The sequence below is a fragment of the Rhizobium sp. SG741 genome (genome assembly GCF_012275435.1).
Lineage (GTDB): Bacteria > Pseudomonadota > Alphaproteobacteria > Rhizobiales > Rhizobiaceae > Rhizobium > Rhizobium lusitanum.
Genome location: NZ_JAAZQP010000003.1, coordinates 317540 through 337810 on the forward strand (window position 1 = coordinate 317540; position 20271 = coordinate 337810).

General features: G+C 60.7%; 22 protein-coding genes. 12 read left to right on the forward strand and 10 right to left on the reverse strand.

The window, feature by feature from the left end; all coding sequences use genetic code 11:
• Positions 1–26: 26 nt before the first annotated feature.
• The 3 genes from FHT29_RS09995 to FHT29_RS10005 all read right to left on the reverse strand — a co-directional run bounded on the left by FHT29_RS09995 (position 27) and on the right by FHT29_RS10005 (position 4744).
• Positions 27–2369, reverse strand: a complete 2343-nt coding sequence (locus FHT29_RS09995) for a methyl-accepting chemotaxis protein (RefSeq protein WP_047556404.1) — start codon at positions 2367–2369, stop codon at positions 27–29.
• Between the two features lie 193 nt (positions 2370–2562).
• Positions 2563–3462, reverse strand: coding sequence for a ribokinase (locus FHT29_RS10000; RefSeq protein WP_047556194.1), 900 nt, complete (start codon positions 3460–3462; stop codon positions 2563–2565).
• 103 nt (positions 3463–3565) lie between these two features.
• Entirely contained in the window at positions 3566–4744 is a 1179-nt protein-coding gene (locus FHT29_RS10005) for a DNA recombination protein RmuC (protein WP_047556192.1), read from the reverse strand.
• 186 nt (positions 4745–4930) lie between these two features.
• Between FHT29_RS10005 and def the strand changes: the two genes are divergently transcribed.
• The 5 genes from def (at position 4931) to truA (ending at position 8025) form a co-directional block, all read left to right on the forward strand.
• Positions 4931–5446, forward strand: a complete 516-nt coding sequence (def, locus tag FHT29_RS10010) for a peptide deformylase (protein ID WP_037203047.1) — start codon at positions 4931–4933, stop codon at positions 5444–5446.
• Between the two features lie 65 nt (positions 5447–5511).
• Positions 5512–5772, forward strand: a complete 261-nt coding sequence (locus FHT29_RS10015) for a plasmid stabilization protein (protein ID WP_080760509.1) — start codon at positions 5512–5514, stop codon at positions 5770–5772.
• A 21-nt stretch (positions 5773–5793) separates the two neighbouring features.
• On the forward strand, positions 5794–6213 hold the full coding sequence (locus tag FHT29_RS10020) for a type II toxin-antitoxin system VapC family toxin (RefSeq protein WP_047556188.1): 420 nt from the start codon (positions 5794–5796) through the stop codon (positions 6211–6213).
• A gap of 76 nt (positions 6214–6289) precedes the next feature.
• Positions 6290–7237: a methionyl-tRNA formyltransferase gene (fmt, locus tag FHT29_RS10025; RefSeq protein ID WP_047556403.1), complete on the forward strand. Its 948-nt coding sequence runs from the start codon at positions 6290–6292 to the stop codon at positions 7235–7237.
• Complete coding sequence (gene truA, locus FHT29_RS10030; protein ID WP_047556186.1) at positions 7237–8025, forward strand: tRNA pseudouridine(38-40) synthase TruA; 789 nt, start codon at positions 7237–7239, stop codon at positions 8023–8025. Before fmt ends, truA begins: the two co-directional genes overlap by 1 nt.
• Before the next feature lie 29 nt (positions 8026–8054).
• Here truA and FHT29_RS10035 read toward each other — a convergent pair whose 3' ends face one another.
• The 3 genes from FHT29_RS10035 to dapD all read right to left on the reverse strand — a co-directional run bounded on the left by FHT29_RS10035 (position 8055) and on the right by dapD (position 10847).
• On the reverse strand, positions 8055–8654 hold the full coding sequence (locus tag FHT29_RS10035; protein ID WP_047556181.1) for a hypothetical protein: 600 nt from the start codon (positions 8652–8654) through the stop codon (positions 8055–8057).
• Positions 8641–9834 (reverse strand): succinyl-diaminopimelate desuccinylase, encoded by a 1194-nt coding sequence (dapE, locus tag FHT29_RS10040; protein ID WP_047556179.1) that lies wholly within the window; start codon positions 9832–9834, stop codon positions 8641–8643. The genes FHT29_RS10035 and dapE overlap by 14 nt, the downstream gene beginning before the upstream one ends.
• 155 nt (positions 9835–9989) lie before the next feature.
• Positions 9990–10847 carry a 2,3,4,5-tetrahydropyridine-2,6-dicarboxylate N-succinyltransferase gene (gene dapD / locus FHT29_RS10045; RefSeq protein WP_037203053.1) on the reverse strand — a complete coding sequence of 286 codons (858 nt, stop codon included), beginning with the start codon at positions 10845–10847 and terminating at the stop codon, positions 9990–9992.
• Between the two features lie 212 nt (positions 10848–11059).
• Between dapD and FHT29_RS10050 the strand changes: the two genes are divergently transcribed.
• Complete coding sequence (locus FHT29_RS10050) at positions 11060–11932, forward strand: LOG family protein (protein ID WP_037203054.1); 873 nt, start codon at positions 11060–11062, stop codon at positions 11930–11932.
• Between the two features lie 117 nt (positions 11933–12049).
• On the opposite strand, the gene FHT29_RS10055 is transcribed toward FHT29_RS10050, so the two are convergent.
• Positions 12050–12682 carry an EF-hand domain-containing protein gene (locus FHT29_RS10055; protein WP_047556177.1) on the reverse strand — a complete coding sequence of 211 codons (633 nt, stop codon included), beginning with the start codon at positions 12680–12682 and terminating at the stop codon, positions 12050–12052.
• Positions 12683–12795: 113 nt separating this feature from the next.
• Entirely contained in the window at positions 12796–13500 is a 705-nt protein-coding gene (locus tag FHT29_RS10060) for a pyrimidine 5'-nucleotidase (protein WP_168599628.1), read from the reverse strand.
• A 219-nt stretch (positions 13501–13719) separates the two neighbouring features.
• On the opposite strand from FHT29_RS10060, the gene FHT29_RS10065 reads away from it, so the two are divergent.
• A complete protein-coding gene (locus FHT29_RS10065; RefSeq protein WP_168599629.1) occupies positions 13720–14490 on the forward strand; it encodes an isocitrate lyase/phosphoenolpyruvate mutase family protein in 771 nt (256 codons plus the stop codon).
• Positions 14491–14524: 34 nt separating this feature from the next.
• On the opposite strand, the gene argB is transcribed toward FHT29_RS10065, so the two are convergent.
• Positions 14525–15412 (reverse strand): acetylglutamate kinase, encoded by an 888-nt coding sequence (gene argB, locus FHT29_RS10070; RefSeq protein ID WP_037203058.1) that lies wholly within the window; start codon positions 15410–15412, stop codon positions 14525–14527.
• Positions 15413–15592: 180 nt separating this feature from the next.
• On the opposite strand from argB, the gene FHT29_RS10075 reads away from it, so the two are divergent.
• From FHT29_RS10075 to FHT29_RS10085, 3 genes are all read left to right on the forward strand, one after another.
• Entirely contained in the window at positions 15593–16132 is a 540-nt protein-coding gene (locus FHT29_RS10075) for a sigma-70 family RNA polymerase sigma factor (protein WP_168599686.1), read from the forward strand.
• Positions 16129–16842 carry an anti-sigma factor gene (locus tag FHT29_RS10080; RefSeq protein WP_037203060.1) on the forward strand — a complete coding sequence of 238 codons (714 nt, stop codon included), beginning with the start codon at positions 16129–16131 and terminating at the stop codon, positions 16840–16842. Before FHT29_RS10075 ends, FHT29_RS10080 begins: the two co-directional genes overlap by 4 nt.
• Before the next feature lie 108 nt (positions 16843–16950).
• Entirely contained in the window at positions 16951–17508 is a 558-nt protein-coding gene (locus FHT29_RS10085; RefSeq protein WP_047641069.1) for a fasciclin domain-containing protein, read from the forward strand.
• A gap of 71 nt (positions 17509–17579) precedes the next feature.
• Here the strand turns inward: FHT29_RS10085 and yihA are convergent, their stop codons facing one another.
• The gene (gene yihA, locus FHT29_RS10090; RefSeq protein WP_037203063.1) at positions 17580–18239 is read right to left on the reverse strand and encodes a ribosome biogenesis GTP-binding protein YihA/YsxC; all 660 of its coding nucleotides are present in this window, start codon (positions 18237–18239) and stop codon (positions 17580–17582) included.
• Between the two features lie 177 nt (positions 18240–18416).
• On the opposite strand from yihA, the gene FHT29_RS10095 reads away from it, so the two are divergent.
• Positions 18417–19244 (forward strand): AraC family transcriptional regulator, encoded by an 828-nt coding sequence (locus FHT29_RS10095; RefSeq protein ID WP_168599630.1) that lies wholly within the window; start codon positions 18417–18419, stop codon positions 19242–19244.
• A gap of 44 nt (positions 19245–19288) precedes the next feature.
• Positions 19289–20263, forward strand: coding sequence for a dienelactone hydrolase (locus tag FHT29_RS10100; RefSeq protein WP_168599631.1), 975 nt, complete (start codon positions 19289–19291; stop codon positions 20261–20263).
• Positions 20264–20271 lie beyond the last annotated feature (8 nt).

The following is a 20271-nucleotide window of genomic DNA, read 5'->3' on the forward strand; positions in this document are numbered from 1 at the left end:
CTTTTCGGTTGCTGAGTTAACCCGGCTTAGAATTCTTCCCATGCGTCCTGTGCCAGGGCATTGGCGCCCTGGGTCTGCGGACGTGGTTTGCGTACCGGTGCGGGCGCAGGCGAGGCCCTGCGGGCAGAGACGGGCGCCCGCATCTGCTGTGCTGCCGCTCGCAATGCGCCGGCATTGTCCTGGGTGCCGTAGGAGGTGCGGAAGCGCGCGACCAATGTCTTCAGGGTCTGGGCTTCCTCGGCAAGCGTCACGCTTGAGGCGGTGGTCTCCTCGACCATCGCGGCGTTCTGCTGCGTCACCTGGTCCATCTGGTTCATGGCCGAATTGATCTCCTTCAGCCCGATGGCCTGTTCGCTTGCGGAGGCGGAGATCTGGCGGATGAGGCCGTTGATCTCCATCACCTGCTCGGCGATCTTGTGCAGGGCGTTGCCGGCGCGGCCGACCAGATCGACGCCTTCCTTGACCTGTCCGGCCGAGGTGTTGATCAGCGTCTTGATCTCCTTGGCGGCATTGGCCGAGCGTTGCGCCAGTTCGCGGACTTCCTGGGCGACGACCGCAAAGCCCTTGCCTGCTTCGCCCGCGCGCGCGGCTTCGACGCCCGCGTTGAGGGCAAGCAGGTTGGTCTGGAAAGCAATCTCGTCGATCACGCCGATGATGCGCGAGACTTCCTGCGAGGATTGTTCGATACCGTGCATGGAGGCGATGGCCTTCTGCACGATCTCGCCGGAGCGTCCGGCATCCTCTGATGCGGCGTTGACGCTGCTGGCGGCCGTGCGGGCGTTTTCGGCGCTGGAGTTGACCTGTGCGGTAAGCTCGTTGAGGGCCGCAGCCGTTTCCTCGAGGCTTGCCGCCTGCTGCTCGGTGCGTCGGGCAAGGTCCGATGCGCTGTTGCTGATTTCGCCGGTACCGCTGCCGATGTTGCCGACGCTGAGATTGACCGTTTGCACGGTCTCTTCGAGGCTGGCGAGGGCGCCGTTGAAATCCTGCTTGAGCTGGACGTATTCGCCGGGGAAATCGTCGGTAATCCGATGGCTGAGATTGCCCTTCGAAAGCTCCGCAAGGCTGTGGCCAAGAATACCGACAATATGACGCTGCAGAGCGACGCTCTCGTTGCGTTCGGTTTCCGAGCGGCGGCGTTCGCCTTCGGCAGCCAGACGCTGATCGTTGGCTTCACCTTCCAGAAGCTTTGTGTTGGCAAGCGCGAAGCGGAAACCTTCCAGCGCCTTGGCAACCGAACCGACCTCGTCGGCCCGCGCCTGACCGGCAACCGGTTCTGCGTAATTGCCGGCGCTGAGGCCCTTGACGCTGGCCACAAGGCTGGCGAGCGGCGTCTGTACAAAGCCGCGAACGGCGGCATAGAGAGCCAGCATGACGGCGACGAGTACAAGAATACCGGCCACGATCATCGTATAGGTCTGATCACGCACGGGCGCTGCGATCGCGCTATGCGGCACGTCGATGAGAACGACCCAGGTGGCGTTGAGGCCCGGAACGGCGAAGGGATAGACAACGCGGTCGAATTCCTCGCCGCCATTGTCCGACAGGTTCTTCAGGATGCTCGCTGAAGAGGAGGTCAGCGCCGCCTTGATGATATCCGCGCCTGCACCGCTATAATCCTTCATCAGCAGGCCCGCAGTCGGCGCGACCAGCCACTTGTTGTCCTGGGACACCAGCAGGACGCGACCGGAACCGAACGGCTGCATCTTCTGCAGCTTTGTGGAAAGCGAGCCGAGAGAAATGTCGACGCCTGCGACGCCGATCAGCTTGCCGCCAGACATCACCGGATAGGCGATCGAGCTCATGGTCGTCGGAACATCGGTACCTTGGGCGAGATAGGGCGGAGTGATTGCACCCTTGCCGCTTTCGGCGGCGAGCTTCCACCAAGGTGCCGTGTAGTCGTTATCGAAAGTGGAGAACTGGATGCCGCCATCCTTGGTCTTGGACCAATAGGGCGTAAAGGCGCCCTTGTCGTTGACGGCTTGATCCTTGTTGTTGGCAAGCTCCGTCGTCTTGCCGTCGATGGCGCCGAGCTGCTCGCAGAACCAGCTGCCGAAGGCAAACGCATTCTGCTCGACATTCGCCTTGAGGATGTTGATGATACCCTTGCGGTCGAAGGAATGACCTTCGTGGCCACGGCCGATGATGCCGGCCATGGAACGGGCGGCGCTGGCCATCTCGCCGACATTGGCGGCAATTTCGTTGGAAATGGACTTGGCCTCGGTATTGGCCTGATCCATCGTCAGAGTCTCGACGCGATCGCGAGTCTGGGAAATCAGCAGAAAATTGGAAACCAGCAAGACGAGTGCTATCGCCAGCCCCGTGACCAAGATCAGCTTGGCCGCAAGCGACTTCATACGAAAGATGAACATCATTTCCTCGAAAAAGCGATGCGTCGGATAGGCATTATCCAGATGCAAAGTCGGCGCAGGATGGCCCTGTCATGGGGCCGCCGTGAGAATACCTGCCGCAGCCGGAAGGCTTGGACGTCAGGCCAGAGGAGAATGATACCGAAGCGCAAAAATTTAATTAATTACACTTCCCGATGCTTACGAATTCCAGCCGTTAGAGCCGTTCTTCGACTTCGCTGGCAACTGGAATGGAAGGCTGTGCACCCGCCTTGAGGCAGGCGAGCGAACCGGCGACGGCGGCGCGGCGGAGGCTGGCGTGAAAGTCCATGCCCTGGTCGAGGCTTGCGGCAAAATAGCCGCAGAACGTATCGCCGGCGCCGACCGTATCGACAGGCTCGATGACCAGACCCTTGGCGCGTGAAACCTCGCCATCGCGGATGGCGATGACGCCGTCGCCGCCGAGCGTCACGATCAGCGTTTGCCCGGTTTCGGCATGCAGGCGGACGAGCGCTGCCTCGCGTTCCGCTCCCGACATGTTGTCCTGGCCGGCCAGTCTCTCGAATTCCGTCTCGTTGGCGATGACGATATCGGCGAGCCGCCCGAGGCGCGCTGCCTCCGGGATCAGAGGAGCGAGATTGAGCACGGTGCGCACGCCCTTGGACTTTGCTGAAATCAACGCTGTCTCGACCGCGGCAACGGGGATTTCGAATTGAAGCATCAGCGTATCGCCGGGGTTCAGCGCGGCGACAGCCGCTGCTGCGTGTTCGGCCGTATTCGTGCCGTTGGCGCCGGGTACGACGGCGATCATGTTCTCGCCGTCGCCGCCCACGAGGATCAGGGCTGTGCCGGTCGGTTCCGAGACGCGCCGGGTGGTGGAAAGATCGGTGCCGGCAGCGTCAAGCAGCGCGAGGGCAGGCTCTGCGAAGCCGTCATTGCCGACCGCACCGCTCAAGCGGACCGTTGCGCCGGCGCGCCGCGCGGCCAGCGCCTGATTGGCGCCCTTGCCGCCGGCGGCGGTGGAAAAACTGTTGCCGGCGACGGTTTCGCCCGGCTTCGGCAGACGATCTGTCGTGGCGATGAGGTCCATGTTGATGGAGCCGAAAATGGTGATCATGCGATATCCTGCCCTGGGTGTTGATTTTGCATGATCCTGCCCGAAGGCTGCCTTCAGTCTTTTGGGATCACGCGCCGATTTGGCGCGACACTGCCCGAAGCGATCAGTCCTCGTCAACCACCCTCAGCTTGAGTTGGCTGGTGCGGTTGTCGGTCGGCTTCGGCCTGTCCTCCACACGCGTCTTTGCTGGTTCTTTCGCGGTCTCGAATTCCAGGGCCTCTATTCTCTCGCCGCGCCTTGCCAGCTTGTCGGCCGAGGTGACGATCATGTCGACATCCTTCTGCGCCATGGCGAAGTGCCCCTGGAGCTTGCGCACCCGTTCGTCCAGGCGCGAGAGATCGTCCATCAGATGTGCCACCTCGCTTTGGATGACATGCGCCTGCTCGCGCATGCGCTGATCCTTCAGCACGGCCTGTATGACCTGGATCGACAGCATCAGCAGCGACGGCGAGACGATGACGATGCGCGCGCGCTGAGCCTTCTGCACGATCGCCTCGAAATTCTCGTGGATCTCGGCGAAGATCGATTCGGAGGGGACGAACAGGAAGGCCGTGTCCTGCGTCTCGCCCGGAATGAGATATTTCTCGGCTATGTCGCGGATATGCAGTTCCAGATCGCGGCGGAACTGCTGTCCGGCGATCTTGCCGTGCTCAGGATTGGCGGCGGCGCGAATGGCGTTCCAGGCTTCGAGCGGAAACTTGGCATCGATGACCAGCGGCGGCGAGCCATTCGGCATGCGAATAGTGCAGTCCGGCCGCGAGCCATTCGACAGGGTCGGCTGGAAAGAATAGGCGCCCATGGGCAATCCATCGGCGACGATCGTTTCCATGCGTGCCTGGCCGAAAGCGCCGCGCGTCTGCTTGTTGGAGAGGATGGCCTGCAGGCCGACCACGTCCTTTGCCAGCGTTTGGATATTGGTCTGGGCTGCGTCGATGACGGCGAGCCGCTCCTGCAGGCGGCGCAGGTTTTCGTGCGTCGACCGTGTCTGCTCGCCGATCGTCGCCGTCACGCGCTGCGACATGCCGTCCAGACGCTGGCCGATGGCCTGGTTGAGCTCCGCCTGCCGCGAGCCGAACACTTCGGCCATGGTGGCGAGCCGGCCTTGCATCTCTGCCTGCGCCCGCAAAAGCGTCGCCATGTTGTGCTCGGATTCCAGCATGTCGTCCTCGGACCGCCCCCTTCCGCGCATCATCAGGATGATGACGGCGAGCATGAGCAGGATGACGAGACCGGTCAGAACCTGGATCGTGGAGATGGCTTGGCCGAAGATGATGAAGGACATGGAACCGAGTATGCTTGTGGAATTCTTACCGACACCATAACAAAACCGCCGTGAATAGCTAGATCAAAACGTGAACAAGATTTTCCGCCAGCTTATTCCGGCCTGGGTCGGCGTCGTTGAAAAAACACCTCGATACGGCCATCTTGGCGATTCCATCGCACAACAAGATGCGTTATGGGAAAAGTCATGACGATCAAGCCACTTATCATTTTACCCGATCCGCTGCTCCGCCAGGCTTCCAAGCCTATCGAGCGCATCGATACTGAAACTCAGCGCCTCGCTGACGATATGTTGGAAACCATGTATGACGCGCCGGGCATCGGCCTTGCCGCTGTCCAGATCGGCGTTCCGCGCCGCATGCTTGTTATCGACGTGTCGCGCGAGGGCGAAGAGAAGACGCCGCTGGTTTTCATAAATCCGGAAATCGTCGCCTCGTCGGACGATCGTTCGGTTTATGAAGAGGGCTGCCTTTCCATTCCGGACTACTATGCGGAAGTGGAACGCCCGGCCCGCGTCACCGTCAAGTATCTCGACCGCGACGGCAAGGAGCAGCTCACCGAGGCCCACGGCCTGCTCGCGACCTGCGTGCAGCACGAGATCGACCACCTGAACGGTGTGCTGTTCATCGACTATATTTCCCGCCTCAAGCGCGAGATGGTGATCAAGAAATTCACCAAGGCCGCCAAGGCCAAGGCTCTTTGATCTGCGGTTATTGAAAGATTGGGCTGACGCACATATGATATCATTGATATCATACAGAGGTGCGGATGAGTGATCTTTTAATTCGCGGCATTGACGACACGCTGAAAAAGCAATTGCAGGCAAACGCCAACCGGCATGGCCGTAGCCTTTCCGATGAAGCGATTGATCTGTTGCGCCAGTCGCTTGGGCGCCAGGAGGATTCCAACAGTTCCGCAGGGCAACGGCTGAGAACCATTCTTGGCGGAGAGAAGCTGAGCGGAGAAGAGATCGATGCAATCGCCGCCTTTCGGCACGCTCCAGATCGTGAACCGCCGCGATTTGAGTGATTCTATCTTGAGGTACTTCGGATGATTGTGCTCGACACCAATGTCGTATCCGAACTTCAAGGGCGGTTGCATAGCGATCGGATATTGCTTTGGCTCGATGGTTTCGCTGTCGAAACCATTTTCCTAACGACCATTACCGTGGGTGAGATCCGATTTGGTCTGGAGCTATTGGCAGACGGGAAGCGCAAGGCGGCATTGATTGTGCAATTGGAAGCGATAGAGGCTGAGTTTTCCGGCCGCGTCCTCGGGTTTTCCAGCAGTGCGGCGCATCAGTATGGAATAGTTTCCGCCCGACGTCACAAAGTTGGACGGCGAATGGAAACAAAGGATGCCATGATCGCCGCTATCTGCCTTGCGCACGGCGCGACATTGGCGACGCGCAACACAAAAGACTTCGAGGGGCTTGATCTCAAGCTCATAAACCCGTTTGAAGACGGCTAGCGTTTGGTCCCCCGATAGCGCGGCGCGTCTTTGGGGCAGATCACGCGAAACTCGATTTCTTAGCCGGATGGATCGCATGTCGCTCAGCATCATTTTCATGGGAACGCCCGAATTCTCCGTGCCGACGTTGCGGTCCTTGATCGATGCCGGGCACAAGATTCGTGCCGTGTATACGCAGCCGCCGCGCCCAGGCGGCCGGCGCGGGCTGGACCTGCAGAAATCGCCGGTGCATCAGGCTGCGGAATTGCTGGGCCTGCCTGTCTTTACGCCCGTCAACTTTAGGGATCCTGACGAGCGCCAGCGGTTTCGCGATTTGGATGCCGATGTTGCTGTGGTCGTGGCCTATGGCCTGCTGCTGCCGGAAGCCATTCTGACCGGCACGCGGCTCGGCTGCTACAATGGCCATGCTTCGCTGCTGCCGCGCTGGCGTGGAGCGGCGCCTATCCAGCGTGCGATCATGGCTGGTGATAGCAAGACCGGCATGATGGTGATGAAGATGGACAAGGGCCTCGACACCGGCCCTGTTGCCCTGACGCGCGAAGTCGAGATCGGCGCGACCATGACATCAGGCGAACTCCACGACAGGCTGATGCTGGTCGGCGCGAAGGCGATGGCAGAGGCCATGAACAAGCTGGAGCATGACGAACTACCGCTGACCGCCCAGCCGGATGAAGGCGTCCTCTATGCCGCCAAGATTGACAAGGGTGAAACGCGCATCGATTTCGACAAATCCTCGGTGGAGGTGCACAATCATATTCGGGGCCTCTCGCCTTTCCCCGGCGCCTGGTTCGAGGCCGAGATTGCCGGTCGGCCGGAGCGGATAAAGGTGCTCGGCTCGGAACTGGCCGAGGGAAGCGGAGCGCCCGGCAGCGTCTTGACCGATGATCTTGTCATTGCTTGCGCCTCCGGTGCCGTGCGGCTGACGAAGCTGCAGAAGGCCGGCGGCAAGCCTCTGGCATCGGCCGATTTCCTGCGTGGTACGCCGATCGCGCCAGGCACCGTGCTCGCCGCGGAGCGGACCTGATGCCGCGCTACAGAATGACCGTCGAATATGACGGCACCCCCTATGTCGGCTGGCAGCGTCAGGACAACGGTCCCTCCGTGCAAGGGGCGATCGAAGGCGCCATCCTGTCACTGACGGCGGAGACGGTCTCCATCCGCGGCGCCGGGCGTACCGATTCCGGCGTCCATGCCATGGGCCAGGTCATGCATGCCGACCTGACCAAGGAGTGGAAGCCCTATACCCTGCGCAATGCGCTGAATGCCCATCTGAGGCAGGCGGGCGAACGTGTCGCCATTCTCGATATCGCGGAGGTCGACGCCCGCTTCGATGCGCGCTTCTCGGCCATCCGCCGACATTATCTCTATCGCATCATCACGCGCCGCGCGCCCTTGGCGCTGGAGGCCGGGCGCGCCTGGTGGGTGGCGAAGGACATGGATCACGAGGTCATGCATGCCGCGGCGCAGACTTTGGTCGGCCGGCACGACTTCACGACCTTTCGTTCCGTGCATTGCCAGGCAAACAGCCCGGTGCGTACGCTCGACCGGCTTGATGTCACGCGCCATGGCGAGCTGATCGAGATCCGCGCTACGGCGCAGAGCTTCCTCCACAATCAGATCCGCTCCTTTGCCGGAACGTTGAAGCTTGCGGGCGAGGGCAAGTGGACGCCCGACGATGTGCGTGGCGCTCTTGAGGCGCGAGACCGCAAGGCATGCGGCCCCGTTGCCCCGCCGGACGGGCTCTATTTCATGCAGGTGGATTATCGGGATGATGGGGCGCCTGCGATGCCGTTGCCGGATGACGATTCCTGACGACTGCGGCGGTTCGATCACGACCAGCTTCACACCGGCGGATAGACGCCGAGGAAGCGTTGCAGGAAATCCGTCAGTAGCATGCTCGGGATCAGCAACACCAGCGTCAGCGTGCCGATGAAGAGCGGGTGAGTGCCGCAGATCATTCTGAGGATGCGCGCCAGCGCAAAGATGATTGCCATTGTCAGCACCAGCGATAGAAGTGCTGCCAGACCCTTCGAGCCGGGGACAAAGACGATCAATGCGAGGAGCAGCGCGTTCAGATAGTTTGCCGGTACGAAAAGCCAATTCACGGTAACGACGATCGGCGCAAACTTGTCGCCGAAGCGGAAGACCAGAAGCAGCACGCCGGCGAGAATGGGTGGTATCAGCCAGTTCGCCGCTTCGACCAGCGCCAGCCGCAGGAAGAACGCGATGCCGGTCGATGTTTCGGGCGGCATGGCCGTCAGGTAGGCCTGCTGCCACCAGAGCCAGGAAATGCCGATCGACGGCAGGCTCCAGAAGACGGCCCAGAAGGAGCGCAGCATGCCGCGATCCGATATGTCGAGATACTGGAAGCCGCGCGCATCCATCCGGATCAGCAGCCAGAGGCCGGACAGATAATATTGGACTTCCTTAAAGGTCGGCATTCTCGAACCAGCGCTGGATGAAGGTCTCATAGATCTCGGTCAGCGTTTCGAGATCCGATAGCGCCACGCGCTCGTCGACCATGTGCATGGTCTGACCGACCAGGCCGAATTCGACGACGGGGCAATAGTCCTTGATATAGCGGGCATCCGAGGTGCCGCCGGTCGTCGAGAGCGCCGGCCTCAGGCCGGTGACGTTTTCGACCGCCGAAGAGAGCGAAGCGATCAGCGCATTGTTGCGCGTCAGGAAGACCTGGCTCGGACGCTCGGACCAGGTGATGTCGTATCTGGCTGGCGGACGTCCGGGGCGCAGCGTCTGGTCGGCCGCGGCCGCATCCAGGCGCGCAAGGATTTCCGCCTTCAGCGTATCGACCGTCCAGGTATCGTTGAAGCGGATGTTGAAGGCTGCGGTTGCCTTGGCGGCGATGACGTTGGTGGCGGCATTGCCGACATCGATGCTCGTCACCTCGAGGTTCGACGGCTGGAAATTGTCCGTGCCGGCGTCGAAAGGCGGGTCAAGCAGCGCTTCGGTCAGCTTGAGGATACTGCGCACCGGGTTATCGGCGAGATGCGGATAGGCGGCATGGCCTTGAACGCCGTGAACGGTAATGAAGCCGGAAATCGAGCCGCGCCGGCCGATCTTGATCATGTCGCCAAGCTGGTCCGGATTGGTCGGCTCGCCGACGAGGGACGCATCCCATTGCTCGCCGCGCTCGGCCGCCCATTGCAGCAGCTTGACCGTGCCATTGATCGCCGGGCCTTCTTCGTCGCCGGTGATCAGGAAGGAGATCGAGCCCGCAGGTGGCCCGTGCTTCTCGATATGGCGCGCCACGGCCGCCGCGAAGCAGGCAATGCCGCCCTTCATGTCGACGGCGCCGCGGCCGAAGAGCTCGCCATCGGCGATTTCCGCGGCGAAGGGTGGACGGCTCCAGGATGCGGCATCGCCCACCGGAACGACATCCGTATGGCCGGCAAACATCAGATGCGGACCTTCCGTGCCGAGCCGGGCATAAAGATTCTCGATGTCGGGCGTTCCCGGCTCGCGGGCCGTCATGCGCTCGACTTTGAAGCCGAGCGGCAGCAGCATGTCGGCAAGCGCTGTCAGCGCGCCGCCCTCGGCCGGCGTCACGGAGGCACAGCGGATCAGGGTTTGCAGGTTGGCAACGGGATCGGTAACAGTCATCGGAGGCAACTTATCCGGCGGGAAATGGCAAAGCGATGGCAAAGGGTCGGCGATAGGCCGAAAATCCTTGCCGCGATTCCAGCAATCGCACGGGCAAGCTTACCCGGCAAGCGTGAGAGGAGCGCGATATGGCGACCGCGCTCCCGAATTTACAATCAGTCGCGCAGAAGCTCGTTGATACCGGTCTTCGAGCGGGTCCTTTCATCGACGCGCTTGACGATGACGGCGCAATAGAGGCTGGGGGCCGGCTGGCCGTTCGCCATGGTGTTGCCGCTCGGCAGCGCGCCCGCGACGACAACCGAGTAGGGCGGCACTTCGCCATAGGTGATCTCGCCGGTGGCGCGGTCGACGATCTTGGTCGACTTGCCGATGAAGACGCCCATGCCGAGCACCGATCCTTCGCGGATGATGCAGCCCTCGACCACTTCGGAGCGTGCGCCGATGAAGCAATTGTCCTCGATGATGGTCGGGCCGGCCTGCATCGGCTCCAATACACCGCCGATGCCGACGCCGCCGGACAGATGCACATGCTTGCCGATCTGCGCGCAGGAACCGACGGTCGCCCAGGTGTCGACCATGGTGCCTTCGCCGACATAGGCGCCGAGATTGACGAAGGACGGCATCAGGATGGCGTTCGGGGCGATATAGGCGGAGTGGCGCACAACGGCGTTCGGCACCGCGCGGAAGCCGGCTTCGCGGAAGCGGTTCTCGCCCCAGCCTTCGAATTTCGAGGGAACCTTATCCCACCAGGTCGCGCCGCCCGAGCCGCCTTCGACGATCTTCATGTCGTTCAGGCGGAAGGAAAGGAGCACCGCTTTCTTAAGCCACTGGTTGACCGTCCAGATGCCGTCCGCACCGCGTTCGGCCACGCGGACCTTGCCGCTGTCGAGCAGGTTCAGCGCCATCTCCACGGCGTCGCGGACTTCACCCCGCGTCGACGTGTTCACATTGTCGCGATTGTCGAAGGCGGCCTCGATGGTCTTTTCGAGAGAGGCGAGATCGGTAGCGCTCATGGGAATTCCTTAAAACGTCTGTAGCTGTCGTGGTTTTCGGATAGAGGTCCGGATATGGTCGATTGGTCCTACAGCATGGGCTTGAAAAATGGAATGTCTTTTCCGCGCCGATTGAGCTTGGATTCGGGGCGTTGTAGGGGCATATGCTGAGCTCGGCCGTTGCTGCCTACGGACAGGGCGGCTCGGCATGATCTATTTGAAAGGCATGGTCAATGAGCAAGGCGAAGAACGGCAGGCTGAGGCGCAAGGACGGGGTATGGGATCCCTTGAAGACGAGCTCGGCGGACAAGAAGCGAGCCGAATCCGTGCCGCGTACGCCGCAGTCGATGTCGCCTTCCTACAGGCTCGCCTATGCGGACGAGGATTTCCTTTGCCGTGAGGAGTTACGGCCGATCCGCCTGCAGCTGGAATTGCTGAAGACCGAAATGTATCTGACCGAACGCGGCATCAAATCGACCGTCGTCATGTTCGGCGGCGCGCGCATTCCCGCACCGGGTGCAAACGCATGGGCCGCGCGCAACGATGTGCAGCGTGCCAACCTCGAGACCGCATCGGTTTACTATGAGGAAGCGCGCAAGTTCGCCCGGCTTTGCTCGCGTTATTCGGCGAGCTTCGATTTCCATGAATATGTCGTGGTGACCGGCGGCGGTCCGGGCGTAATGGAGGCGGGCAATCGCGGCGCGTCCGAAGAGGGCGCTCCTTCGATCGGCCTCAACATCGTCCTGCCGCACGAGCAGGCGCCGAACGTCTACGTCACGCCCGAGCTCAGCTTCAACTTTCATTATTTCGCGATCCGCAAGATGCACTTCATGGTGCGCGCCAAGGCGATCGCGGTGTTTCCGGGCGGTTTCGGCACACTTGACGAACTGTTCGAATGCCTGACGCTCATCCAGACCGGCCGCATGGAGCGCCTGCCGCTCATCCTCTTCGGCGAGAAGTTCTGGCGCAACATCATCAATTTCGAGGCACTCGCCGAATTCGGCACCATCGCGCCCGATGACGTCAATCTGATCAGCTTCGTCGACACCGCCGACGAGGCCTGGAAGATCGTCGCGGATTTTTACGAGCACGATAACGGCCATTGAACAGCGAAAGCCCGCCGTCGCATGGCGATGGCGGGCTTCGGTCGTAGGGGTACCGCTTAGGGCGCGATCCATGAAGCGTGACGGTGCTTCGTGGAGGGTCGTGCCCGATCGATCGGCTTAAAGCAGCGGGCGGTCCGGCATGTCGTCCAGCGAGATCACGCCGTCATGGTTGCGATCCATGCGGTCGAAGAACTTGCTGGCGGCGTCTTCGGCCTCCTGCTTGCTGATCTGGCCGTTTTCGTCCTTGTCGATGCGATGGAACAGCATCATGCCGCGCATGAGACCTGCCTCATGCATGAAGCGGCCGTGCGGTCCGTGATGGCGCGGGCCATTGTCACCCTTGTTGTCGTTCTGGGCCTGATCGCCCTTGGCCTGGTCGTTTTGGGCCTGGTTGTTGCCCTGATCGTCGTTGGCCTTGGCGTGTGCGGCCTTCCATTCCTTGATGCGTTCCTGACGATAGGCGCGCACCTCGCCGGGCGTGAGCTCGCCGTCATGGTTGGTGTCGATCTGATCGAAGATCTTGTCGACGCCGGCCTTGACCTCATCCTTGGTGACCTTGGTGTCGCCAGGCTGGCCGAATTGCTTCAGCATGCGCACATAGACGATTTCCGGCGAAAAGTGCGGTCCATGCCAGCGACCGCCGTGACCACCCCTTGCCTCATCGCCTTGTGCCGCGAAGGTTGCCTGAGCGCCAGCGCCCACCAGAAGGGCTGCGGAAAGTCCCGCAAGAAGAATTTTTTTCCCGTTCATCGTTTTTCCTTTCGTGTCGAGGAATGGTCAAACGATACGGCGGGCGGCCGAAAACGACCAATTAAACCTCTGTAAGGCGGATGAAACTTTCGTAACCCCGTCTTAAAGAAAGGTTAAACCAATGCCTTGAGGAAAGCTGTGAGATCGTCGGTCACATAGTCGATGTGATCGTCCTCGCCGGTCGTCCGTTCCCACCATTCGACGACGGTCGTCTCGAGATTTTGGGGCACGAGCAGCACTGTCTTCATGCCGAGCGCCTTGGGCACGGTGAGGTTGCGCGGCAGGTCCTCGAACATCGCGGCCCTCTTCGTATCCACTCGATTGAGGCTCATGAACTTGTCGTAGGTGCTGCCGGCTGGCTTCGGCACATAGTCTGCCGCCACGATATCGAAGATGTCGTCGAAATTGTCGAGAATGCCGAGCGCGCCGGCGGTCGCCTCGGCGTGCTTGACGCTTCCGTTGGTGAAGATGAACTTACGTCCCGGCAGCGCCTTGATGGCGGCGGCCAGCTCCGGCTGCGGCATCAGTGCCGAATAGTCGATGGCATGCGCCTTCTCCAGGAAATCGTTGGGGTCGATGCCGTGATGGAGCATCAATCCCTGCAGGGTCGTGCCGTGATCGAGATAATATTGCTTCTGCAGCTTGCGCGCGTCTTCGCGCTCCATCTGCAGGAGAGCCGAGACATAGGCCGTCATGTTCTTGTCGATCTGCGCGAAGAGATCGACATGGTGCGGATAGAGCGTGTTGTCGAGATCGAACACCCACTCGCGGATATCGGCAAAATCTGAAGGTTCGGATAGCGTCTTTGTCTGGCTCATGGCCGTCTTATGGCATGCCGCCTTATCGGAGGAAAAGGAAAATATTCATGCTACGCCATATGGGGGATACCGCCGACATTGCCGACCGATCCAATGCCGGCTATGATTTTACCATTGAATTCCGGGGCTTTGCTCTATTTGCAAAGTGAGGGGGAGCTTACGCTCTTTCGGGGTTGTGAAGAGGAAAGTCGCCCGACCGGGCTTTTCGGAGGGGATACGATGAGTCAGGTGGAAAAGGCGCAGGAATTCGCGCGGCTGCACAAAAAGGGTGAGCCGCTCATCCTTTTCAACATTTGGGATGCCGGTTCGGCCAAGGCGGTCACAGAGGCGGGTGCGAAGGCACTGGCCACGGGCAGCTGGTCTGTCGCCGCCGCCAACGGCTTTGGTGACGGCGAGGCGATACCACTGTCGCTGCTTGCGGTGACGGCGCGGTTGATTTCGGTCACGAGCCCGCTGCCTCTGTCAGTCGATTTCGAAGGCGGCTATGCGGTGGAACCCGAGGCGGTGGCGGCCAATGTCGAAAAGATCATGGATCACGGCGCCATCGGTATCAATTTCGAGGACCAGGTGGTCGGCGGTCAAGGCGTCCATCCGATCGAGCTGCAGGCGGCGCGCATCAGCGCCATCCGGGAAATGGCCGATCGGCGGGAAATACCATTGTTCATCAATGCCCGCACCGATCTTTTCCTTCAGGAAAGCGATACGGCGCACCACCAGATCCTGCTCGATGAAGCCTATAGCCGCGTCGATGCTTTCGCCGAGGCGGGCGCCAGCGGTTTCTTCGCGCCCGGCCTTGTCGACCCGGAACTGATCGGAGCCCTCTGCGAACGCTCTCCCTTGCCGGTCAATATCATGGTGCGTCCGACGACGCCCGACAATGAGACTATGGCCGGCCTCGGCGTCAGCCGCATCAGCTATGGCCCAGCTCCCTACCGCTCTGTCATGGGAATGTTGAAAAGCGAGGCCGAAGCAATTTATCGGCCGGCTTGAGCGAAATTGAAGTCCTCTGAGGCGGTCGCCCTCCTCAGGGGACGATCAGCGTACCGGCGCCGTGCTCGGTGAAGATCTCGAGCAGCACCGAATGAGCCGTCTTGCCGTTGAGGATGACGACGCCCTGAACACCGGCCTTGATGGCGTCGATGCAGGTTTCGACCTTCGGGATCATGCCGCCGGAAATCGTGCCGTCGGCCATAAGTTCACGCGCCTGCGAAACCGAAAGCTCCTTGATGAGCTGGCCCTGCTTGTCGAGCACGCCCGGAACATCCGTCAGGAAGAGCAGGCGCGTGGCGCTGAGCGCGCCGGCGATGGCGCCGGCAAAGGTGTCGGCATTGATGTTATAGGTCGCGCCGTCGCGGCCTGGAGCAACCGGTGCGATGACGGGGATCATCTCAGACTTCGCAAGCAGGTCGAGCAGCGTGCGGTCGACTTCGACCACTTCACCGACGAAGCCGAGATCGAGCACGCGCTCGATATTGGAATCCGGATCCTTGATGGTCTTGTGCGCCTTTTCGGCGAAGACCATGTTGCCGTCCTTGCCGCAAAGACCGATCGCCCATTCGCCCGTCTGGTTGATCAGCGCGACGATTTCCTTGTTGATCGAGCCAGCCAGCACCATTTCGACGATCTCGACCGTCTTTTGATCGGTGACGCGCAGGCCGCCCTCGAATTTCGATTCGATGCCCATCTTCGTCAGCATGGCGCCGATCTGCGGCCCGCCGCCGTGGACGACAATCGGGTTGACGCCCGATTGCTTCAGAAGCGCGATGTCGGCGGCAAATGCCTTGCCGAGTTCGGCATTGCCCATGGCATGGCCACCGTATTTCACCACGATGGTCTTGTTTTCATAGCGTTGCATGTAGGGCAGGGCCTGCGCCAGCAGGCTGGCTTGAAGCTCGCTTTGGGATTCGGACATGGTGCACCCCGTGAGATTGTTTGCGGCCTTTTATCTCAAGTTTCTGACAGAGGGAATAATGATGTCCGGATTAGTTTGCTCGGTGTCACACTGGCGTTGATGAAATTGATTTCGTCACCGCGCTTGCCAGCCGGGACTTTTCTCTTAAAGATTGGTCTTGGTGGAGCAAGCGGGGGTCGGATGGCGAACGAGGAGACGGAAGGGCTTATCGGCCGCGTCGCCATGCGTGATCAGAAGGCTTTTACCACGCTTTATAAACGTACCAGCCCGAAACTCTATGGCGTATGCCTGCGTATTATTGGCAACAGGACGGATGCCGAAGAGGTTTTGCAGGAAGTTTACGTGAAGATCTGGCAGCGGGCCGAGCAGTTCGCCGCAACGGAAGGGCCTGCAATGCCGTGGCTGACGGCGATCGCCCGCAATCGATCCATCGATTTCGTCCGTGCCCGCAAGCCTGTGGCCGATGAAATCGACGCCGCACACGATCTTGCCGACACCGAACCCGGCCCGGAAGAGCAAGCAATCGTGAAGGGAGAGGGTAGGCGGATTGACAGGTGCATGGAAGAGTTGGAAGCTGATCGCGCGCGGGCGGTTCGCAGCGCCTATATCGAAGGCTTGAGCTACCAGGAACTCGCCGATCAATACTCGGTGCCTTTGAATACCATGCGCACCTGGCTGCGCCGAAGCCTGATCAGATTAAGAGAGTGCATGGACCGATGAGTACACCCGATCAAAGCAAGGGAGGCCGCTCCCGCGACGAAGTTCTGGCCGGGGAATATGTACTTGGCGTACTCTCGCTGGAGGATCGGCAGAAGGTCGAGCGGCGCATGCGCAGCGATCGTCAATTTGCCGCGATCGTCAGCCGATGGGAGCAGAACCTTTCGGAGTTCAATGAAGAATACGAAATGGTGACGCCGGCGAAGTCGGTCTTTCCGAAGATAGAAAGACGTATCTTCGGAGATGCGGCGTTGGGCGCTCATCTCTGGAATTCGCTGCTGGTCTGGCGCGTCGTTGCCCTCGGTTCATTGTTCCTTGCCGCAGGCGTGGTGGTTTTCACCATCACAAACAATGGCATATCCCGGTCCGTACCGGGCAAGCAGCTGACGGCTTCCCTTGCCGGCCAGAACAGCGCCATCAATCTCCTGGCCGATTATGACGCCAGCAGCGGGCGGCTGAAGGTGACGCCCGTTGCAGCCGGAAAGCCGGAGGAGAAATCGCTGGAGCTCTGGCTCATTCGCGGCAGCGATCCTGCTGAGGCGCTCGGCGTGCTGCCGCAGACCGGCGAAGGCGAAATCGTCCTGCCGCAGGAACTTCACGGCAAGCTGACCGAAGGCGCAATCATCGCCGTCAGTATCGAGCCTTTCGGCGGTTCTCCGACCGGCAAGCCCACGGGCGATGTCGTGGCATCCGGCACCATCCGTTTCCCCTGAGAATTTATTTCCTTCGAAAGACAATCGCCGCTGAAACTCTTCTCCATGGCCCTCCGTATCTTCCTGTGACCCCACATGATCGGGGCAAGAACAGGAAGAGGAAAAGCTATGATTAAGACCGTGATTCACGTCGTCGCTGTGGCCGCAACGCTTGCCGCCGCAACCAGCCTCGCCCACGCAAAGGACCCCATGGTGGGGGGCGCGGCGATGTACGCCAGCAAGAATATCGTGCAGAACGCCGTGAATTCGAAGGACCACACGACTTTGGTCGCTGCCGTCAAGGCTGCCGGCCTTGTGGACACGCTCGAAGGCAAAGGCCCCTTCACCGTCTTTGCGCCGACGAATGAAGCCTTTGGCAAGCTTCCGCCCGGTACGGTCGAAACCCTGCTGAAGCCCGAGAACAAGGCAACCCTAACCAAGATCCTGACCTGCCATGTCGTCGCCGGTGACGATATGGCCGCCGCCATCAAGAAATGGGCGACGAGCAAGGGCGGCGAATACGACCTGAAGACGGTCGGTGGCTGCACGATCAAGGCGATGGACAAGGGCGGCAAGCTGACGCTGACCGACGAGGCCGGCGGCACCGCTCATATCACCATCGCCGATGTCAAACAGTCGAACGGCGTGATCCACGTTGTCGACAAGGTGTTGTTGCCGAAGATGTAATCCTCGACGGCGACAGGGCCGCCGCTCCCCGCGGGGCGCAGGGCGGCGGCCTCATCCGGCTGACCTGATGTTCAGACCGGAATTCCCACTGTCAGGCCAATCGCCTGGCGCAACTCCTCGAGACCCACACCCTTCTCCGATGAGGTGGCGAGAATGCCGGGATAGGCGGCAGGGCGCTTGCGGATTTTTTCGGCGGTATCGGCCAAAAGCTTCGGCAGGCCCGCCTCCTTGATCTTGTCGGTCTTGGTCAGCACGATCTGATAGGAAACGGCGGCCTTGTCGAGCAGGCCGAGGACCTCGTCGTCGTTCTTCTTGATGCCGTGGCGGCTATCGATCAGCACATAGACGCGCTTCAGCGTCGTGCGTCCGCGCAGATAATCGAAGACCAGCTTCGTCCAGGCATCCACCTGTTCCTTCGGCGCTTCCGCATAGCCGTAGCCCGGCATGTCGACCAGCGCCATGGGCGGCAGGTCGCCACCCTCGCCGGAAAAGCCATCGGGAACGAAATAGTTGAGCTCCTGCGTCCGCCCCGGCGTGTTCGAAGTGCGCGCCAAACCCTTATGGCCGACCAGCGCATTGATCAGCGACGACTTGCCGACATTCGAGCGCCCGGCAAAGGCCACTTCCAAAGGCCCCTCCGGCGGCAGGAATTTCATCGCTGGCACGCCGCGGATGAAAATCCACGGGCGGCCGAAAAGCGGCTTGTCGTCTTTTATGGTCTGTTCTGCCATGCTGCTTCAGGTCTTCCGGTTCGATTGTTGACTGGCTTCGAGGTTTTGCCGGCGAAAGTCAAGTTTTGATCGGTGTGCCCGTCGACGGTCTTTTGGCGATGCATTCTGACCGGCACTCGCAAAAATCCGCAATTGCTGCGCCGCGCGTCCGTAAAGGCCATGCTACTCTTTGGCCTCATGAAGACCAGCACAGAAGAAAATTATCGTCGGCGCATCGCCCGCGTCATCGAAGCGATTATGGTCGATCCGTCAGCGCCTCATTCGATCGAGAGCCTTGCTGCCGTCGCTCATTTCTCGCCATTCCATTTCCATCGGCTCTATCGCGCGCTGACCGGCGAAAGCATTGTTGCCACGACACGCCGGGTTCGGCTTGCCCAGGCGGCGCATCGACTGGCCGGCCGCACCGTCTCGGTTACTGAAACGGCATTAGATGCAGGCTACGACAGCTCGCAAAGCTTCGCGCGCGCCTTTCGCAATCTGACCGGGCTTAGTCCGACCGATTTCCAGATGCAGCAACAGTCGATCACGATGAGCCTTCCTCCGGTGACGATCGTTGATCGGCAGCCGGTGACTGTATTTGGTGTGCGTCACGATGGGCCGTTCACAACGATTCCTCATAGCTATCGGCGTTTGCGGCAATGGTCGTCGGAGCGTGGAATAGCATGGAACGACGTTGCTCGTATCGGCGTCTGCCATGGCGATCCGGATCAAGGTGACGGCTTCCGATATTTTGCCGGGCTGATCCTGTCGAACGATGAGCTGGCGACGGACGGGCTTGAACGATGCGACGTGCCGGGCGGGCGCTATGCCCGGCACCGGCTGATCGGTCCCTATGCGCTCATTTCTCCGACGTTTCAGACGCTCTTCGGCGGATGGCTACCGCAAAGCGGCCTCGAGCCTGACGATCGCCCGGCGCTCGAGATCTATCTCAATCACCCAAGGCACATAGCCGACAGCGAACTCGCCACCGATCTGCTGATTCCGCTTCGCGACGCAGCCGAGTGATGCATTGCACCAACCCCGTTCGATTTTCATTTTGGGAAAAGAAAATGCGTTTCACAAAGACTCTATTCTTCATTGCCGTCAGCTTGACCGCAACGTGGGCTCACGCAGCGGGCCTGAAATCGTTTGAAGTCCCGGCGGACGCAAGCGGTCCCGCTCTCCGCGCCTTCATCTGGTCGCCCTGCACGGTTGCGCCGGTGGACATTACGCTTGGATCGATCGTCGTTTCTGGTGTCCGGAATTGCCCGATCGTGGGCGCTAATCTGCCGTTGGTCGTCATTTCGCATGGTCATGCCGGCAGCTCTCTCGGCCATCACGATACAGCGGAAACCCTGGCGGATGCCGGCTTCGTCGTCGTCGCCTTGAACCATCCGCGCGACAATTTTTCCGACATGAGCCAATCGGGCGATATATCCGTCTTCATCGAGCGACCGACAGATATCAAACGTCTCATCGATTTCATGCTGAACGCCTCTCCGGAAGCGGCACACATCGATCCGAGCCGCATCGGCTTCTTCGGCTTCTCGCGCGGCGGTTATACCGGCCTGGTTCTGGCCGGAGCGATCCCGGATTTTCACGATCCGCATGTCTCATGCCCGGAACCGGCGCCGATTTGCGGACAGATCCGCCGCAACGAGCTTCCGACGCAGCCGCTGACGCAGGATGCGCGCATCAAGGCTTTGGTCATTGCCGATCCGTTCAGTTTCTTTTCGACCAAGGACAGCCTGAAGAATGTCAAGGCGCCCGTTCAGCTCTGGGGCTCGCAATATGGCGGCGATGGCGTGCTGCCGGAAAACGTCGTAGCTCTAACGGATGACTTGCCGGCAAAGCCCGAATTTCATGTCGTCTCCAACGCGGCGCACTTCGCCTTTCTCGCACCTTGCTCGCCGGCGCTCACCCAGTCGCAGCCGGAAATTTGCAAGGATGCCAACGGCTTTGACAGGGTCGCCTTTCACAAGTCGTTCGATGCGGACGTTCTGTCATTCTTCCGGCGGCATCTGATCGAAGCGGGCAAGCCCTGACCGGTCGC

Bases quoted from the DNA above. Each gene is read 5' to 3' on its own strand.
- FHT29_RS09995 (WP_047556404.1), bottom strand. From the start codon at position 2,369: ATGTTCATCTTTCGTATGAAGTCGCTTGCGGCCAAGCTGATCTTGGTC.
- FHT29_RS10000 (WP_047556194.1), bottom strand. From the start codon at position 3,462: ATGATCACCATTTTCGGCTCCATCAACATGGACCTCATCGCCACGACA.
- FHT29_RS10005 (WP_047556192.1), bottom strand. From the start codon at position 4,744: ATGTCCTTCATCATCTTCGGCCAAGCCATCTCCACGATCCAGGTTCTG.
- def (WP_037203047.1), top strand. From the start codon at position 4,931: ATGACGATCAAGCCACTTATCATTTTACCCGATCCGCTGCTCCGCCAG.
- FHT29_RS10015 (WP_080760509.1), top strand. From the start codon at position 5,512: ATGAGTGATCTTTTAATTCGCGGCATTGACGACACGCTGAAAAAGCAA.
- FHT29_RS10020 (WP_047556188.1), top strand. From the start codon at position 5,794: ATGATTGTGCTCGACACCAATGTCGTATCCGAACTTCAAGGGCGGTTG.
- fmt (WP_047556403.1), top strand. From the start codon at position 6,290: ATGTCGCTCAGCATCATTTTCATGGGAACGCCCGAATTCTCCGTGCCG.
- truA (WP_047556186.1), top strand. From the start codon at position 7,237: ATGCCGCGCTACAGAATGACCGTCGAATATGACGGCACCCCCTATGTC.
- FHT29_RS10035 (WP_047556181.1), bottom strand. From the start codon at position 8,654: ATGCCGACCTTTAAGGAAGTCCAATATTATCTGTCCGGCCTCTGGCTG.
- dapE (WP_047556179.1), bottom strand. From the start codon at position 9,834: ATGACTGTTACCGATCCCGTTGCCAACCTGCAAACCCTGATCCGCTGT.
- dapD (WP_037203053.1), bottom strand. From the start codon at position 10,847: ATGAGCGCTACCGATCTCGCCTCTCTCGAAAAGACCATCGAGGCCGCC.
- FHT29_RS10050 (WP_037203054.1), top strand. From the start codon at position 11,060: ATGAGCAAGGCGAAGAACGGCAGGCTGAGGCGCAAGGACGGGGTATGG.
- FHT29_RS10055 (WP_047556177.1), bottom strand. From the start codon at position 12,682: ATGAACGGGAAAAAAATTCTTCTTGCGGGACTTTCCGCAGCCCTTCTG.
- FHT29_RS10060 (WP_168599628.1), bottom strand. From the start codon at position 13,500: ATGAGCCAGACAAAGACGCTATCCGAACCTTCAGATTTTGCCGATATC.
- FHT29_RS10065 (WP_168599629.1), top strand. From the start codon at position 13,720: ATGAGTCAGGTGGAAAAGGCGCAGGAATTCGCGCGGCTGCACAAAAAG.
- argB (WP_037203058.1), bottom strand. From the start codon at position 15,412: ATGTCCGAATCCCAAAGCGAGCTTCAAGCCAGCCTGCTGGCGCAGGCC.
- FHT29_RS10075 (WP_168599686.1), top strand. From the start codon at position 15,593: ATGGCGAACGAGGAGACGGAAGGGCTTATCGGCCGCGTCGCCATGCGT.
- FHT29_RS10080 (WP_037203060.1), top strand. From the start codon at position 16,129: ATGAGTACACCCGATCAAAGCAAGGGAGGCCGCTCCCGCGACGAAGTT.
- FHT29_RS10085 (WP_047641069.1), top strand. From the start codon at position 16,951: ATGATTAAGACCGTGATTCACGTCGTCGCTGTGGCCGCAACGCTTGCC.
- yihA (WP_037203063.1), bottom strand. From the start codon at position 18,239: ATGGCAGAACAGACCATAAAAGACGACAAGCCGCTTTTCGGCCGCCCG.
- FHT29_RS10095 (WP_168599630.1), top strand. From the start codon at position 18,417: ATGAAGACCAGCACAGAAGAAAATTATCGTCGGCGCATCGCCCGCGTC.
- FHT29_RS10100 (WP_168599631.1), top strand. From the start codon at position 19,289: ATGCGTTTCACAAAGACTCTATTCTTCATTGCCGTCAGCTTGACCGCA.